The sequence below is a fragment of the Crateriforma spongiae genome, from assembly GCF_012290005.1.
Classification (GTDB): domain Bacteria; phylum Planctomycetota; class Planctomycetia; order Pirellulales; family Pirellulaceae; genus Crateriforma; species Crateriforma spongiae.
Genome location: NZ_JAAXMS010000002.1, coordinates 66203 through 83474 on the forward strand (window position 1 = coordinate 66203; position 17272 = coordinate 83474).

Here is a 17272-nt window from a genome sequence, read left to right on the forward strand (position 1 = left end):
GGTGACGCCCGCGACTATTGATCCGCGTCGTCGGATTTTTGATAGGCTTCCGCTTCGGTAACAGCTTGATCGACACAGCAGACCAGCGATTCGATTTGCGCCGGCTCAATCGGCTCGGCGGCATTCTGGATCTGTTCGGCCAGCTTTCCAACTCCAACCGCTCCGACCGATAACGATGCGCCTTTGAGCGTATGTGCGGCCTGTCGAACCTTGTCCCATTGCTGTTGTTCGGTCGCATCACTCATCTGATCGGCCAGTTCGCGTGCCTCGCGCATGTAAACGCCCAGCAACTCGCGCAGCAACGCTTCGTTGCCTCGTACTGTTTGTTTGGCTTGTTCCCAATCGAAACACGGACCATCATCCGAATCGACATTGGGCGAGGGAATCGTTTCTTCTGGGTCCGCTTGCTGACGGCCTGACTCTTCCGAACTTGTTGTCGCTTGGATCTTGTCTTCCGCTTCGCCGGACGACTCCGATGCATCGGACGTTCCATCGGCGTCTTCGGAAGCATCCGGTGGCTCGATGGTTTTCGACAGTTTTGTTCGCAATTCGGACACTCGGATCGGCTTGGCCAAGTAATCGTCCATTCCGGCTTCCAAACAGCGATCTCGGTCACCCTTCATCGCATGAGCGGTCATGGCAATGATCGGTTGGTGACGTCCCGTTGATTCTTCACGCTGACGTATCTGTCGCGTCGCTTCCAAACCGTCCATGATCGGCATTTGCACATCCATTAACACGACGTCAAAGGCTTCGTTCTCCAAACGTTCCACAGCCTGTTGACCGTCATGTGCGACATCAACTTGGTGACCATCGGCCGACAATACACCGACCGCTAATCGGCGATTGATTTCGTTGTCTTCGACCAACAGGATCTTGAGTGTCTGTTCCGGTGGGTTGTGCGGTTGCGTCGCCAGTGTCGCTGCGTCTTCCGGTGCTGAGATACCCAGAGTCCGAACAATCGAATCGAACAACTCCGATTGCTTCACCGGCTTCAGCAATCGTTCCTCGACTCCCAATTGCCTGCCCAGATCGCGATCCCCTTCGCGTCCGCCGCTGGTCAACAGGATCACGGGCAAGCGGCACGCCGAATCGCTGCTGCGCAGTGCTCGTATGAAATCAAAGCCGCTCATTTCCGGCATATTGACGTCGCTGATGATCAACCCAAACGGCTGGCTGTCTTGCTCGGCCGATTCAATCTTCTGCATTGCTTGCGAAGCCGATTCGGCCAGAATCGGCAACATGCCCCAATTACCAAGCATCTCGAAAAGGATTTCGCGGTTGGTCTGGTTGTCATCAACGACCAGCACACGAGTCCCACCGACAACGACCATTCCACGCCGGTGCTGTTCTTCCACCTCTTGGTCGGCGGCCCGCAGGCGGATGTCAAAGTTGAATTCGCTGCCGACACCGACGTCGCTCGTGACCTGGATTTCACCGCCCATCAGACGAACCAACTGCGATGAAATTGCCAAGCCCAATCCGGTCCCACCGAAACGTCGTGTGGTCGACGTATCGGCCTGTTCGAATTCATCGAAAATCGACTGGGTCTTCTCCGCCGGTATACCGATTCCGGTGTCGCGAACGCTGACCGACAACCACACTTCGTCTTCGTTCTGCGACAACAGACGAACTTCGGCAACGACTTCGCCGGCCTCGGTGAACTTGATCGCATTGCCGACCAGATTGACCAAAACCTGTCGCAGTCGCGTGGAATCCCCCACGACAAATCGCGGCACTTCTGGATCGACGCGGAAGGCCAACTCCAAGTTCTTTGCGTGTGCCTTCAAGCCGAGTGATTTCATGGTATCGCCCAAGCTTTCACGCAGATCGAAGGTCGCTTCTTCGAATTCCAGCTTGCCCGCTTCGATCTTCGAAAAGTCCAAGATATCGTTCAGAATCGACAACAGGGATTCACCGGCCTCCTGAACCATGGACAAGAAGTTTCGCTGCGTCGTGTCCAACTTGGTATCCAGGACCAAGTCAGTCATGCCGATGATGGCATTCAACGGCGTGCGGATCTCGTGGCTCATGTTCGCCAGAAAATCACTTTTCGCCCGATTGGCTTGGTCCGCTGATTCTTTGGCTTCCAAGATCTCGCGGTCGATCTTTTTTCGACGCGTGATGTCGTGGCCGATGCCGACAACTCCGACGGCTTCGTCGGACGGTTGTTCGTCCTGGGTAGCCGGGAACAACGGCACTTTGGTCGTCAGCAGGCAGATCTCGCTGCCGTCGGGACGACGATGGGATTCTTCACGATCCAACAGTGGACGCCCGGAGCGCATCACATTCTGGTCATCGGTGACGTAGTTGCACGCCAGATCCGGCGGCGAAAAATCGTAATCGGTCTTACCGATCAAGTCGTCCACCGAATCAACGCCAAGCATCCGCACCAGGGCCGCATTGGCGGTGACGAACCTACCAAACCGATCTTTGACGTAGATCAAATCGGGGACGTTATCGATGATGGTTTTCAACAGATCACGTTCCCTGGCCAATTCTTGTTCGGCCAGGATTTGCTCGGTCACATCACGTGAAATTCCGAAGGTACCAACCACGTTGTCTTGCTTATCGCGCAGCGGCACCTTGGTCGTGCTGCACCAAGATTCGGATCCATCGGGATACGTTTCGTGTTCAATGTCGGCCAGGACGGGCTGGCCGGTTTGCATGATCTGCCTTTCGTCCGCCAGTGCCTTTTGTGCGTGATCCGATGCAAAGAAGTCCGCGTCGGATTTTCCCAACGCATCTTCGGGATCGTCGACCCCCAACTTGTTCGCGCAACTGCGGCTTAGCCGGATGAAGCGGCTATCGCTGTCTTTGAAATAGACCGAGTCGGGCACGGTGTCCAACAAGGTGCCCAGCAAATACTTTTCGTACTCGATCTGTTGCTCGGCATCCTTTTGCCGACTGACGTCCCAAAACATGGCCTGGACGCCCACCACGGTTCCGGCCGCATCGCGGACCGGGGCTTTCCATACTTCGACGTACGTCTGGTCGTCGCTTCCCGACTGGTGCCTTTCGATATCATGCCGCAGCTTCCCAGATTCGATGACCTGTAGATCATCGGCGACATACTTCTTTGCCAAATCCGCCGGATACAAATCAAAATCCGTCTTACCGACCAATTCGGCGGCCGGACGCCCGATCTGTTCACTAGCACGCTTGTTGACGTACTTGATTCGCCCGTCCATGCCTTTGCGAATGACGCTAAGCGGCAAACTTTCGACCAGCGACCGATACACGGCGTCCGATTCGCGCAGCGCCGTTTCCAAACGCTCGATTTCGTGAATCGTTGATGGATCACCTGAACGTGAGTCCGAAACATCGATGGACGATTCCGATTGTCGCGTCGCCTGGGAATCGGCAGGAACGTCAGGCGTTTCGGACGCATCATGGGGGCGGGAATCATCCACGCGGGTACCTCCGCGAGTCTCGTGGGTTCAACATAGGGCCCTCCATTCATCATAAACTGTGAGCACAGCCGACGTGGCATTTGGTCACCCCGGCGGATGGTGGGCATGATTCCCATCGCACAAAGTTGTTGGCATGGCGTTCGCGGGACAGGTCGGCAATCGCGAATTTCCCGTGAATCCGTGACGCCCAACCGTCATGACGCTAGGATGCGTCGGTCGTCCGGCGGAACGTTCGACTTGCCCCCTGGTCTTTCCTCATCATGCCCCGCGTATTCAAGATCTTGGTTGTCGATGACAGCCCGACGCAGCAGTTGCTGCTTCGGGGCGTCCTGGAACAAGAACCTGACTTGGAAGTCGAAAGTTGTGGCAACGGCCAAGAAGCGTTGGTCATCGTCATGCAATCGCCACCTGACCTGGTCCTGACCGACTTGCAAATGCCGGAAATGGACGGGTTGGAATTGACCGAAGCCGTCAAACAGGCCGCCCCGTCGGTCCCCGTCATCTTGACGACAGGGCAGGGCAGTGAAGACATCGCCGCCCAAGCACTGCGAAAAGGCGCCGCCAGCTACGTCCCCAAACGGTCGATGAACAGTGATTTGTTGCCCACCCTGCGACAAGTCTTGCAGCTGGCCGAATCGGAAACCGGCCGCAGCGACGTCAGCGACTATGTCACATCCGCGTCGGTCAGCCTAAGCCTTCGCAACGATGAAACCTTGGTCCCCGGTGTCATCGCCCGATTGGAACAACCGCTGATCGAGTTGGACCTGTTTGACGAAGGCAGCCGCATGCAAATCAGCATGGCGTTGGACGAAGCGTTACTGAACGCGATGATCCATGGCAACCTGGAAGTTTCGTCCAAGCTACGCGAGTTGGAAGACGGCGAAGCCTATCGTGAGATGATCGATCGCCGCACCAAGGAGTCTCCGTTCTGTGACCGTCGTGTTCGTGTGGAAATGGCCGCCGACAAAGAATCGGTACGCTTTGTAATTCGCGACGAAGGCAACGGATTTGATGTTGCTTCCCTGCCGGACCCGACCGATCCGGCCAACTTGGAAAATGTCAGCGGCCGAGGCCTGTTGCTGATCAACGCTTTCATGGATTCGGTCAGCCACAACGACGTGGGCAACGAACTGATCATGGTCAAACGATGCGACCAAAACGGTTCGGATTCGTCAGACGAAAGCGACGACTGAGCGTGATTCGTCTCTTTGCGATTGGCAAACATGACGCGGGACACATGCGGAACGCCCCGATCAATCGCTGATGAATTTGGCCACTGACGTTTCCCGGCACGTGATCAACTCGGCGGACAACACTTTTCAGTTTAGTAACCCGATTCGCAACCGAGGAACGAACCGGCGAAGAACGCGGTCCCTTGCTGACGCGCTGGGTTGCCATTTGCCGCCAAACTTCTGTCCGCCCGCTTAGTGCGGCGGCGGAGGCATCCGATAATCGCTGTGGATTGAATCCGCCGGGCTTTGGAAATGGGGACGCGGAACGGCGTCGGCCAAACGCTTGATGACCACCGCCGTTCGATCATCATGCTGACACGATTCCGGTTCCACCCGCGCCGCCAATTCAAACACTTGGTCTACGACGTAGTCGGCGGATCGGTGCCGATTCGCGACGACCGTCTTCAGCACCGGAGCGACGCCAAGGAACGTCTCGTGGTCACGAGTGGCCTCAGTAATGCCGTCGGTGAACATCACCAGCAGATCATCTCCCCGAAGATCGTCCAGATTCATCGACAAATAGCGTTCGTCCGAAACAATTCCCAAAGGCGGATTGGGTGAAGACAACACCAACGATGCCCCATCATTGCGGACCAGGTACCCGGGATGTCCGGCGCTGCTGTACGCACACCGGCGTCCGGTCGGATCCAAGTGCACCATGAACAACGTTACAAACGCATTGTGCTTCAAATCGTTGATCAACAGCCGATTGACCTCGGTCAACACTTCGCCGATTTCCATCCCGGTCATGACCAAAGCACGGATGGATGCCCGCGTTTCAATCATGACCATCGACGGCCCGATGCCGTGTCCGCTGACATCACCAATCACCACGCAACTGGAACCATCCGGCAATCGCATGAAATCGAAATAGTCGCCGCCGTTCTCGTTGGCCGGCTGACATCCGCCCGCCATGGAGTATTTCGTGCAACCGAAAAGCCGTCCTGGCAATAAGCGTTTCTGGATTTGATGCGCCATGTGCATCTGATGGCGGATCTCCAGCAGTTCCGCTTCCATCGACCGATGCGCGGCCCGCTCCATCGCCAAACGAATCGATCGAATCAAGTGGCGATCAGTTAACTGTGTGCCTTTGACGATGAAGTCCTGGGCACCCAAACGGACCGCGGAAATGGCCGACGATTCTTCGGATTCGCCACTGATCACAACCACCGTCGCGTCGGGATCGACCCGCAAGACATGCCGCAGCGTGTCCAGCCCCTCGCTGTCGGGCAGGTGCAAATCCAACAAAATCAGGTCCAGCCGCGATTGGGAAATCCGATCCATCGCGGACTGCAGCGTGTCGGCGGTGTACAGTTCCAAACCGTCGCCCAGGCCATTTTCTAGGCACAGTGTCGCCAACGTTCGATCGGTCGCGCAGTCTTCAACAAGCAGGATCGCAATGGAATCGCGATCGTTTCGGCTGTAGGGCAACGGATCCATGAACGCAAGTCTAACCCGCATGCCCCCACGTTGCAGGCAATACCGTGCTCCAGCGGCACACACCGTTCAATTTTCAACCATCCGAATCGCCAAAACGACACGCCGCTGAGTCTTCGTCCTAGCAAACTCGCACGGTACCGTCTCCTGAGCCGACCAAAATTCCCCAGCAAGCGAGTCCGCTTTCAAGACGACTCAATGCCGTGCAGCGCATCAATCGCCCTCGGCATCGTGGCATCGATGGGAAAGATTCGGTCCTTCAGATTGGTGACACAGAACGCGGTATGAATGTTGTCGTTCATGTTTGACAGACGCATCTGTCCGTCGACCGCCATCACGTAGTCGCGGGCACGCAGCAGGGTGCCGATGAACTCGGACGAAATCCCTGCGACGTCTTTAAAATTGATCACCAATTTCTGCGGACCTTGCTGTTTCAAAAATTCCAGCAATTCCTCCTGCGTCCGCGTGATGACTTCTCGCTGTAGAAAATCCAGCGGCTTGAGAAAAATGACGGTGACCTCATCAACATGGGATACGTTGAACGTTGTCAGTGGCTCGGTCATGGGGCACCTCCATTCCGGAAATCCGGTGTCAAAATCAATCGGGTCATCGATGACCGGCGGCCAACGTTCTATTTTAAACCAGATCGACCTCGTGGCGGCGCGACCGAAGTCAGCCGACGATTTCCGGAACAATCGTTCCGTGGACATCGGTCAAACGCATGTCGCGACCACCGAATCGAAATGTCAAACGTCGGTGGTCGATCCCCAACTGATGCAGCATCATCGCATGCAGATCGTGAATCATCAGCGGATTTTCCACAGCGTGGTAGCCATATTCATCCGTCGCACCATAGACCGTGCCGCCACGCACGCCGCCCCCGGCCATCCAGATGCTAAAGCCGAACGGGTTGTGGTCGCGACCGTCGTCGCCTTGGGCAAAAGGCGTTCGGCCAAATTCTCCCGCAAACACCACCAACGTTTCGTCCAACAATCCGTGATCGTCCAGATCGGCCAGCAATGCCGCGATAGGTTGATCAACGGCCAGCGAGTTTTCTTCGTGTCCTTTGCGCAATCGCTTGTGTTGATCCCAGCGGTCGTTCCCCGACACGCTGGGACACGTCAATTCGATGAACCGCACCCCGCGCTGGATCAATCGCCGTGCGAGCAAACACTGGCGTGCGTAGATCGCCTTGGGTTTGAACGGATCGTCAACGCCATACTGATCCCGAACATGCTGGGATTCGCCTGATAGGTCAGCCAGTTCGGGAACCGCCGATTGCATACGGAATGCAAGCTCGTAATTCCGAATAGCGGCCTCCACCGGATCGGGTCGTCCCCAACGTTCGGACAACGATTGATCCAGCTGGCTTAACAAACGTCGCTTTCGCGTTGCCCGATCGACGGCATCGTCCGACACCAAATTGGCCACCGGCATGGGGCCGGATGCGAACACCGAAGCCTGATGATTGGCGGGTAGGAAACCGCTGCTGAAATTATCGAGACCACCCGGCGGCGTCAGACCGCCGTTCAACACCACGAAGCCCGGCAAATCGTGACTTTCGCTGCCCAAACCGTACGTCACCCACGCTCCCATGCTGGGACGTCCGACTTGGCCCAGCCCGCTATGCAGGAAATAGTTGGCGCTGGTGTGTTCGCTGAATTCGCTGGTCATGCTGCGGATGACGCACAGCCGATCGGCATGCTTGGCGACATGCGGAAACAGTTCGCTGATCGGCAAACCACTTTCACCGTGCTGTGAAAATTTCCATGGACTGCCCAGCGTCGTTCCATTGTTGTCGAACTGCGTCTTTTCCATCTTCATCCCAAACGGCTGGCCGTTTTCCCGGGTCAGCCGCGGCTTGGGATCAAAAGTGTCGATCTGGCTGGGCCCGCCATCCATATAAAGAAAAATGACATGCTTTGCTTTGGCGGCATGGTGCAAACGATTCGCACCCTCGGCTGCCTGGTGAAGTGCGGACAACGCAACGGCACCGAAACCGCAAGCCGAACGCTGCAGCAATTGGCGACGTGACAACGCAGGTCGGGCCATGGTTTGCTTAGGGAACAAAGATGAACTCCTTGGTGTTGACCAGCACGTCGACGAAATCACGCAGCCCCACCGCAACCGATTCCGATTCGACCAGGAATTGCTCTGCGACGGCGAATTCCTGTTCGGTTGGTTTCCGAGCAAACGCCTGCATGTAAACCGAATCGATCAACCGCCCGGTCGCGGATGAATCATCCACGGGGCCGCCTTTTAGCAGCGTTTGTGTCCAATGATCAAGCAAATCATCGATCATCGGATCGTTCAGCATCGCCAATGCCTGGGCGGGGACATTGGAAACATTTCGTTTTCCGACACTGGTCGATGGTGCCGGCGTGTCAAAAGCGGCCATGAACGGCGACAAAAAGTTTCGACGCACTTCCACGAACAAGCTACGTCGGCCCTGACCGTCGATAGGACCGCTGGATCTAGGGCGTCCGCGCCCGGTCATAAAACTGGTCAAGTGAATGGGGACGCTAGGACCACCGATTCGCCTGTCCAGCCGACCGGAAATCGTCAGCAAAGCGTCACGAATGGCCTCGCCTTCCAAACGCTGAATCCTGGACGGATCGGCGAACGCATCGGACAAAACAAAATCACGAACCATTCGCTTGCGTGACCAATCGCCGCGCATCAACCGATCCGCCAAGTGATCCAACAGGTCCGGATCGGACGGCATTTGACCAAGCACGCCAAAATTATCACACGATGCCACGATGCCTTGCCCAAACACGTGATGCCACCAGCGGTTGACGGCCACCCGCGGCGTCAATGGATTGGCGGGATCGGTCCAACGTCTGGCCAATTCCAAACGATCGATCGGCCCGCTTTGCGAACCTTTTTCTTCTTGGCCTTCAGCAATTCGAAAGGCGGTCAAATCACTGCGAGGCACCGGATCGCCCGGTTGATGAACGTCGCCGCGGACCGCCAACGGAACATCACGCCCGGTCAGCTTGGACGACTGCAACACGGGCACGGCCCGGGGGCCCCCGGATCGATACACCCGCGATCTTGCAGTTTGCAGAATACTATCCCACTGGTCGGGACGAGCCTGCGAAGCAAACACTGATTTTGCATCAAGCAATTGCACCGGAGCTACTGACGAATCCGGCTTTTTTGCTTCGGCAGACTGATACACACGTGCCAGGCCGACCCAGCCGGGACCGGGGTCCCAGACTTCTAAGTGTGCGGTGTGACCGATGTAGTGGTGAAGGTCACCACCTTGCACCTGCCACCCCCAGTGTCCGTCATCGCCAGCGGACGGCTGCTCCACTTTGATTCGCATTCCGCTGAACAACAGCGTGTGGTAGTCGCCCATGAAATAACCGTCGACGACCAAGCGGATTTCGCATTGATCCTGACCGGCCAATTGGTAGATCAAATGTGGCTGTTTGATCACGAACGGTGGTGATCGCCAGACACCGGCCGCTTCGACGCCGGCGACGCGACTGTCCAGCCATCCGGCCGGATGAGTTTCGATCGCCACAGAATCGCCGTCCGGTGTGGGCACGATGCTCGGCGTCACGGCAGGCGTGATCGCATCGGTTTCGAACGGCTCGAATGCCCAACCTTCGGTGGTGCACCCGTCGGGCCAACCTTGGGTCAGATCAAAAACCAGTTCCGCATCGTTGGGCAGATCCGATGGCGGATTCGACACTTCTGCTTTTTCCAAGCGGCCAAGATCTGCGTTCGCAAACGTAACTGTTTGAAGCTGATCCAAAGACCGGCGACATTCATCGACGCGTTGCTGAACTTTGCCGCCAGGATCCAACCAACCGATACTGCGCGTGGTCGATTGCAAAATTCCGGACAGCGAATAGTAATCAGCTTGTGAGATCGCATCGAATTTATGGTCGTGGCAACGAGCACAAGCAATGGTCAGCCCCAACACGGCTTTCCCAGCCACATCGATTTGATTGTCGACACGGATCGCCTGGTCATCTTTCACATCCACCGGTGCGTGTACCGCTTCTCCCAGCCACCAGAACGCGCTGCCTTGTTTCGACAGATTGGTTTGATCGACCGGATCGCGTCTTGGCGATGGCACCAAGTCGCCGGCCAATTGTTCGACCACAAACTGATCAAATGGCACATCATCGTTGATCGACCGCACGACCCAATCGCGAAATCGCCACGCGTGCGGGATCGGATAGTCGAATTCGTGACCATAGGTTTCTGCGAATCGCACAAGGTCCATCCAGTGCCGGCCCCATCGCACACCGAATTCGGGATCGGCCATCTGACGATTTACCCAGCGATACTTTGCATCGGGTCGCTGATCGGCCAAGAATTTTTCTAGTTGCTCCGGTGTCGGCGGCAATCCAGTCAATGCAAACGTCACACGGCGTAGCCACGTTGCCCGATCCACGCCGTCATGCGGTCCGTTCGACCTTTGCACAAACGCATCGATCGGGTCACTCGCGGTGGTGCCGGTGGCAGGAATCTCAGGCGGATTGACCGGTTGCCACGCCCAGTGACTGTCACGGCGTCCAGCCAGATCGAAACCCGAGACAGGTTTGGTGTCAGGAAAGAATGCGCCATCGTCGATCCACTTCCGCAACACCGCCCGTTCTTGGTCGCTTAGCGGTTGGTCCGGCGGCATGTCCAAACCACTTTCATAGGACACCGCTTCGATCAGCAAGCTGTCGTCGGCCTGTCCAGCAATGACCGCGCCCGATTCTTCGATCGCGTCGGCGGAATCCAACATCAATCCGGCTGCGGGATCATCGTTGGCCGCGCTATGACATGCATGACATTTGCTGATCAGCAAAGGTCGGACTTTGGATTCGAAAAAGTCGGCGCGTGGATCATCCGACCCCTGCACTCGTCCAGCCGAAAAGCAGCCAATTGTGGCCAGGACCAGACACAGAAACAGCTGTCCACCGCGCCATCGATCGGTTGAATTTCTAGATAGTCTGCTCATCCGAACCAGGATAGCAGGATCAAATTCAACATGCAGAATCGTCGCAGCCTCAGCGGCGGGTCTTAACCGATCAAACGTGCTTCCCCGGAAAGACGATCCAACATGCCGGACAGGCTGGTGCGGATGGATTCCAACAGAGGATCGGCTTCACCACGAGGCGGGCGCTGGTCGGACACCTCGATCGCATCGGCGAACTCCACAATCACCTTCAAACGCATCGTCTGGTCGGCTTTGCCGTAAATGGATTCTTGGATCCGCTGGATCGTTTCCAAAATCCGCGTGTCCGTGATTTCGCCGGGCCACAGATAGCAATCGGGAAACGACAGCAGGTTCTGTGCGAAATCCGCTTCTTCGGCAATCTGCAACAAGGACGGTCGCTGTGACTGCATCTCGGTTTCGGACAAGGAAAAATAGTGTCCGACCACGCGGCTGCGAATCTTGCGAACACGTTCTCGCACGTCGGATGCGGACGGCGACGTCATTTCCATTTTCTGTTCCGCATCGTCCAGCAAAAAATGCATCAAACGATCGCGGCGTTCGGGTAACGGCCCGGATGCGGATGTTCCGGTGTACTCGATTTCCTTCAGGGCCAGCATGCCTTCCACCAGACGCATCGTTCGCCCGATGATGTCGCGACGTCCTGCCTGATGCCATCCCAACTGTGATTCCAATCGCCCCAGTTGGTGATCTGCCCAAGATTCGATGTCGTCCAAGCACAGATACTTCAGTGCAACGGGCAACGCGACGACATTGCCGCCATCCTGTTTTTGACGTTTCTTTGCCGCACGCCGCGCGATGAACGCAACACCATCCAACAGCGGTTTCAATAGATCGTTGGTTCGGTTCGTCGTGCCTTCGGGGAACACCACCAAGGGACGCTTGCCTTCGACCAAGTATTCAATGGCTTTGTCGACCGCCTGTTTGTCATTGCCTTCGCGATTGATGCTGAACGCGCCCATGCGACGCAGCGCGAAAGATTCGAACGACGTCGTATTGAACAGATGCCAGGACGCCATGGCATACAAATGCGTCTTGACCACACGCGCCGGCCAGCCCAGCACAATGGGGTCCGCATAGCGACAATGGTTGGGCGTCAACAAAACGCTTTCGCGCCTGTCCAACACCTCACGAAACGCGTCCAAATTGCGGCACTCGTGTTCGACCACCCCTTCCTTGCGTCGCAGGTGCCAATCGATCAACCGAAACGCTTGGATAAAACTTGGCCATCGGTCCCCCCGGTGCGGCGGGATAAATTCGTAGGGCCGTGACAGGACCACGGTCATTAGTTTAGCGTCCTAGCCAATACGTATCCGATAACCAGGGCAACGGCGAACAATGTCGCCAAAAGAGTTCCAAACAACAGTGGATCCATTCCGGTGCGTTGTTTGGGATTGCCGGAGCGTTTTCGTACCGACTTTCCGACCGACGAATTTTCTTGTCGTGTGGCAACGGACCGACGGGCCGCTTCGGTGATCGAACGCAGATCGCTGTCCGGGCGTGATCGGCGAACAATGCTGCTGCCCTGAGGCCGATTACCCTTTTGTTCCAGGATCTTGCTGCCGCCGCGATAGCCGGATTCAATTTCCAGATCCAGAAAACTGCCGTCCATCAAATCCGACGGAGCGATCTTGGGTTTGATGTCGACCAAGCGTCCGCTGTCACCGCTGCTAAGGCCACCGGTGCTGGCCAGCTTGGAACGGCTGCTGGTCAATGTGTCGTCGTTTTTGTTGGTGACCGTGTCACCTGTTCCCGAGGACGAAGACCTTTTACTACCACCAGACCTGGACGCGGAAGAACCAGCGCCGCCGTGCAACCCGGGGCCGCCACCGGCATGGACCGGTTCACCTTTGGGAATGCTTGCGGCGAACTTTTTTAGCGCTTCGGCGACGTCGGCCGCCGTTTGATAGCGATACTTCGCTTCCTTTTGGATCATCTTCCAAACGATGCCTTCCAGTTCGCCGGGGCAGTCAGATCGATGCTTCTTGATCGATTCGGGCATCTCCGTTTGGTGCTTGGCGATTCGCTGCGCCAACGTGCCATCGCTGAACGGCGGTCGGCCGGTCAACAAAAAGTACAGCGTACAGCCCAGCCCGTAGATATCCGCACGATGATCAACCCCGTGGCTGTCCAACGCTTGCTCGGGCGCCAGATAGTCCGCGGTTCCCAAAACGTTTTCGTTGTTGGCAACCGTCAACGATTCTTCGTCTTGTGCGGCGACCAAAGCCAGGCCCATGTCCAACAGCCGCACACGACCGTTCGGATCCAGCAACAAGTTGGCCGGCTTGACATCACGGTGAATCACACCGCTTTCATGCGCGTGTTCCAGACCCTCGGCGGCCTGGGCGATCAAATCCGCGGCGATGGCGAAACTGAGCGGGCCATCGCGTTTGACCAAAGCCTGCAGATCCAACCCATCGACGTATTCCATGACGATGTAGTGCACATCGCCTTCGTTATCCAAGTCATACGCCGAAACGATGTTCGGGTGGTTCAGCGATGCGATCGCTTTGGCTTCCAATTGAAACCGAGCCAGATAGGACGAATCGTCCACGCGTTTCTTGGGCAACACCTTGATCGCACGCCGGTGCGCCATGCGAACGTGCTCGGCCAAGTACACGCTGCTCATCCCGCCGGTGCCGATGTGGCCCAGCAGTTTGTATTTGCCCAGGAAGAATCCCTTGTATTTGCCGGCCAGCAATTTTTCGCTGTGCCAGGACGTGATCAGGCCCTTGGTCTCCAGCACGGTGGCCAGCTTGCGCGGATCCTGGGGCAAATCACCACCACATCGGGCGCGGACTTTCTCCAGCAGTTTGTCGAGCGCCGGTTCGTCCACCAAATGACTTTTTCGGACGAATTCGACGAAACGTTCTGACGTCAAATCAGGCATGGGTGCCTAGCTTCGATCCCCATCATGGATATTCGGTTGGCGGGGAAGATACCACACTTTGCGATGCGTCGCTAAGTTTACGATAGCCGAACGGGTCACCGATTACACATCCCCGGTTCACAATTGTCGATCCTGTCGCACCCCACAAGCCGATTGCAACGGTCACGCCGACTCGAAAAACACCCCAATCAGGACGCCCCCCACGGCAGCCCGCCGCCGTCCCCCACATCGTGCGGAAGCGATTCATCGACCACATGGTGATGGCTTGGGAAAAACCGCCCCAGCTTTCGTGTGTCTAGACCAGCATTATCGGCGCCGGCCCGGTCCGTTTTCGGCGACCGAAGGATGCAATAACGATCCCGAACCCCCGACCTCGATCTCCGAGCCCACCTGAACCTATGCCCCGTGATGCATTCCCCGACGACGGGCCGACGTCCGACACCGTAACTCTCGGGCGAATCCGTCTGGGAATGTTTGCCAAATACTGGACACCCGGAAACGTCAAAACGCGCCTGGCCTCCGATCTGGGCGACGATGTGGCCGCCAACGTGTACAGAACGTTTTTTGAACATTTGTGCCACAGCCTGGGATCTCGATTCCGCCCCAGTGACCAACAAAGCTCGGCAGATCTATCTCGGTCAATCGTGTTTTCCCCCGCAACGATGCTGGACCAGGCGATGCAGTCGATCACCGGCCCCTGGGACTGGACGACGCAGCAAGGGGAAGACTTGGGCGAACGCGTGCGGCACTGGTTTTACGAGGCTGCCGATGGTTTTGATTCCTGTGATGCCGCAGACCGAACGTCCTTGCCGAAAGATGTCTCCGGCACCGACGGTTCTGATCAAACGCACCCCGCCGATCGGACAGTGCCCCACAGCACGCCCCCGTCCGATGCCGTGCTGGTCATCGGGTCAGATTGCCCAACAGTATCGCACCACACCATCCGCAAGGCGATCGACCACCTGGGTCGAAACGACTTGGTCATCGGTCCGGCCTCCGACGGCGGTTACTACCTGTTGGGCATCCGCACCGAAGCATTGCCACGCTGTGATTCCCTGTTTGCCAACATTCCCTGGAGCAGCGACAAGGTCCTTTCACTGACGCTTCGAAACGCGAACCAAAACGGTCTGGCGATCGGCATGTTGGAATTGAAGGACGACGTCGACACGATCGAAGATCTGAATCGATTGCGTGATCAATTGCGGACCACCAAGCGAACGGAGTTGCATGGATTACGTCAACGATTGGATCAGCTGTTGCCGCCGCATCCCCCCGTGTGATCCCCGCCTTGTCTTGTGGTCGGACCGTCGTTTGCGTGGTGTCAGGTTCCGCGGTTGATTCCCCGGAATGATCACGTCACGGAAGCAGGATGCCGTCCCGTCGGCGGAAGAATCCGTTTACTTTGCCACTTCATCGATCGAGCCCTTTTGCCGTGAACGATTCGAACCATCGACAGCTTCTTTCGCCACATCATCTGATCATCGGCGGCGGTGTGATCGGGCTTTCCGTCGCATGGGAATTGGCCAACCGCGGCCTAAGGGTGTCCGTGTTGGACCAAGGTGCGATCGGCCAGGGAACGTCTTGGGCCGCGGGCGGGATTCTTCCGCCCAATCAGTTCGACACTGCCGTCGACCCGCTGGACCGATTGCGGGGGTTCAGCCACCGTCGCATCGCACCGTGGTGCGATCGGTTGCAAAAGGTCACCGGCATCGACTGTGGGTACCGTCGGTGTGGAGGTTACTACTTGGCCGACACCCCTGGCGAAAAGGCGGCGATGATCGGCACGGCCGACTACTGGGACGAAATGCAGATCGAATGCCAGTCGATCTCTCCTGACGAACTAGCATCGCGGCAACCGGCATTGTCCGACTGGTGCACGCGACATCCCGATGCGGGCGTCTGGTTCGCACCGGGGGAGGAACAGATTCGCCCGCCTCGTTTGTTGAAGGCGCTACGATCCGCCTGCGAATCCTCCGGTGTCGAACTGCGAGAATTCTGTGCGGTCGATCAGATCGATCCGGAAACGGGCAACGTGCACCTGGCCGATGACGAAACCATCACCGCCGACAAAGTGATCGTCTGCAACGGCGCCTGGGCCGGGCGTTTGCTGCCGGACCAGCGACTGCGCAACAGTGTCGTGCCGGTCCGCGGGCAGATTGTGCTGATGCGGACGCCACAACCGTTGCTCAGTTCAGTCATCAACATCGGGCATCGCTATCTGCTGTGTCGCGACGACGGGCGAACCCTGGTCGGATCGTGCGAAGAAGAAGTGGGATTTGATCTGTCGACCACTGATCGGGCGATCGATCAATTGAAACAGTTCGCGTATAACCTGTGCCCTCCGCTGCAGAACGCGCAAATCGAACGGACGTGGTCCGGGCTGCGTCCGTTGACGTTTGACGGTTTCCCAATGATCGGCCCTTTGCCGGGATCGAAGCACGTCTTGGTCGCCACGGGACATTTTCGCAGCGGGATCCATCTGGCTTTCGGCACCGCCGAATTGGTTGCCGATATTGTCCAGTCCAAAACGCCGATGTTGGATGTGGCCGACTTTCGCGTCGGCAAACAGTTGGCCAACACGGCATAGTCCGCCCACCAATCACACGTTTCTAGGTGTCCACCCACTGATGACCAAAATTGATCCGATCGATGATGAATCCATGACACTGGATCCACCGGGAACGATTGTCGTCTTGGGTGCGGGACCGACCGGGATCGAAGCGGCGTTGTATGGACGCTTCCTGGGCTACGATGTCACCCTGGGCGATTCCCAAGGGATTGCCGGTCTTTGGCAATCGTCCATCGATGACGAACTTCCCGTTGCACCGGAGCAATGTCTGTCACCGTTGGCCAAATCGGCGCTACGTGCCCAAAGGTCGGAAGAATTGGACATCACGTTGCCAACCACCGCGTCGGCATGGATCGATGATTTTTTGACCGCGCTGACCGAAACCGATCTGTTGCGTGACCGGCTGGTGATCTCTGCCGTCGAATCGATCGATCAGGTTCCCGTGGAACCCGATCCGGAGGAAGAACCCGTCTCCGAAGATTCAGAAATCGTTGACGCCGATCAGTTGCCCCCGGATTTCCTGGTGACGTTCGCCGACGGCACGACCAAGAAATGCGAAGCAGTGATCGTGACCCCGGACGCGGGGGAACTGCCGATTAAATTTGCGTTGCCCACCGAATATTGGTTTGCAATCGATTCAGGCGACCAAGCGTCCGCCGGTGACGCTTTGTTGGCCCAGCGGCGACGCATCGTCCAGATTTTTGCGATTCTTGCCGGACGTGGTGACCTGGATTTGTACCGCCCCGTGCGGCTGTGACCATTGCC

General features: G+C 57.2%; 11 protein-coding genes. 4 read left to right on the forward strand and 7 right to left on the reverse strand.

The annotated features are described in order from the left end of the window. Positions 1-14: 14 nt before the first annotated feature. A complete protein-coding gene (locus tag HFP54_RS04450) occupies positions 15-3413 on the reverse strand; it encodes a PAS domain-containing hybrid sensor histidine kinase/response regulator (protein WP_168564244.1) in 3399 nt (1132 codons plus the stop codon). 260 nt (positions 3414-3673) lie between these two features. Between HFP54_RS04450 and HFP54_RS04455 the strand changes: the two genes are divergently transcribed. After that, positions 3674-4606 carry an ATP-binding response regulator gene (locus HFP54_RS04455; RefSeq protein WP_168564245.1) on the forward strand — a complete coding sequence of 311 codons (933 nt, stop codon included), beginning with the start codon at positions 3674-3676 and terminating at the stop codon, positions 4604-4606. Positions 4607-4837: 231 nt separating this feature from the next. Here the strand turns inward: HFP54_RS04455 and HFP54_RS04460 are convergent, their stop codons facing one another. The 6 genes from HFP54_RS04460 to HFP54_RS04485 form a co-directional block, all read right to left on the reverse strand. Continuing rightward, positions 4838-6106 carry a PP2C family protein-serine/threonine phosphatase gene (locus tag HFP54_RS04460; protein ID WP_168564246.1) on the reverse strand — a complete coding sequence of 423 codons (1269 nt, stop codon included), beginning with the start codon at positions 6104-6106 and terminating at the stop codon, positions 4838-4840. Positions 6107-6267: 161 nt separating this feature from the next. After that, positions 6268-6645, reverse strand: a complete 378-nt coding sequence (locus HFP54_RS04465; RefSeq protein ID WP_165701450.1) for an STAS domain-containing protein — start codon at positions 6643-6645, stop codon at positions 6268-6270. A gap of 109 nt (positions 6646-6754) precedes the next feature. Continuing rightward, a complete protein-coding gene (locus tag HFP54_RS04470) occupies positions 6755-8134 on the reverse strand; it encodes a DUF1501 domain-containing protein (protein WP_235951272.1) in 1380 nt (459 codons plus the stop codon). Positions 8135-8141: 7 nt separating this feature from the next. After that, positions 8142-11051 (reverse strand): PSD1 and planctomycete cytochrome C domain-containing protein, encoded by a 2910-nt coding sequence (locus HFP54_RS04475; RefSeq protein ID WP_261346676.1) that lies wholly within the window; start codon positions 11049-11051, stop codon positions 8142-8144. A 62-nt stretch (positions 11052-11113) separates the two neighbouring features. Then, positions 11114-12334 carry a lysophospholipid acyltransferase family protein gene (locus HFP54_RS04480; RefSeq protein ID WP_168564248.1) on the reverse strand — a complete coding sequence of 407 codons (1221 nt, stop codon included), beginning with the start codon at positions 12332-12334 and terminating at the stop codon, positions 11114-11116. Next, positions 12334-13938 carry a serine/threonine protein kinase gene (locus tag HFP54_RS04485; RefSeq protein WP_146411028.1) on the reverse strand — a complete coding sequence of 535 codons (1605 nt, stop codon included), beginning with the start codon at positions 13936-13938 and terminating at the stop codon, positions 12334-12336. Before HFP54_RS04485 ends, HFP54_RS04480 begins: the two co-directional genes overlap by 1 nt. A 398-nt stretch (positions 13939-14336) precedes the next feature. Between HFP54_RS04485 and HFP54_RS04490 the strand changes: the two genes are divergently transcribed. The 3 genes from HFP54_RS04490 to HFP54_RS04500 all read left to right on the forward strand — a co-directional run bounded on the left by HFP54_RS04490 (position 14337) and on the right by HFP54_RS04500 (position 17264). Further along, a complete protein-coding gene (locus HFP54_RS04490; RefSeq protein ID WP_168564249.1) occupies positions 14337-15218 on the forward strand; it encodes a TIGR04282 family arsenosugar biosynthesis glycosyltransferase in 882 nt (293 codons plus the stop codon). Between the two features lie 152 nt (positions 15219-15370). Then, on the forward strand, positions 15371-16525 hold the full coding sequence (thiO, locus tag HFP54_RS04495) for a glycine oxidase ThiO (protein ID WP_197136010.1): 1155 nt from the start codon (positions 15371-15373) through the stop codon (positions 16523-16525). A 40-nt stretch (positions 16526-16565) separates the two neighbouring features. Next, on the forward strand, positions 16566-17264 hold the full coding sequence (locus HFP54_RS04500; RefSeq protein ID WP_168564250.1) for a hypothetical protein: 699 nt from the start codon (positions 16566-16568) through the stop codon (positions 17262-17264). The last annotated feature ends 8 nt before the right edge of the window (positions 17265-17272 follow it).

Excerpts from the sequence above, each read along its gene's own strand:
- HFP54_RS04460 (WP_168564246.1), bottom strand. The coding sequence starts at position 6,106 with ATGCGGGTTAGACTTGCGTTCATGGATCCGTTGCCCTACAGCCGAAAC.
- HFP54_RS04465 (WP_165701450.1), bottom strand. The coding sequence starts at position 6,645 with ATGACCGAGCCACTGACAACGTTCAACGTATCCCATGTTGATGAGGTC.
- HFP54_RS04455 (WP_168564245.1), top strand. The coding sequence starts at position 3,674 with ATGCCCCGCGTATTCAAGATCTTGGTTGTCGATGACAGCCCGACGCAG.
- HFP54_RS04485 (WP_146411028.1), bottom strand. The coding sequence starts at position 13,938 with ATGCCTGATTTGACGTCAGAACGTTTCGTCGAATTCGTCCGAAAAAGT.
- HFP54_RS04475 (WP_261346676.1), bottom strand. The coding sequence starts at position 11,051 with ATGAGCAGACTATCTAGAAATTCAACCGATCGATGGCGCGGTGGACAG.
- HFP54_RS04470 (WP_235951272.1), bottom strand. The coding sequence starts at position 8,134 with ATGGCCCGACCTGCGTTGTCACGTCGCCAATTGCTGCAGCGTTCGGCT.
- HFP54_RS04500 (WP_168564250.1), top strand. The coding sequence starts at position 16,566 with ATGACCAAAATTGATCCGATCGATGATGAATCCATGACACTGGATCCA.
- HFP54_RS04490 (WP_168564249.1), top strand. The coding sequence starts at position 14,337 with ATGCCCCGTGATGCATTCCCCGACGACGGGCCGACGTCCGACACCGTA.
- HFP54_RS04480 (WP_168564248.1), bottom strand. The coding sequence starts at position 12,334 with ATGACCGTGGTCCTGTCACGGCCCTACGAATTTATCCCGCCGCACCGG.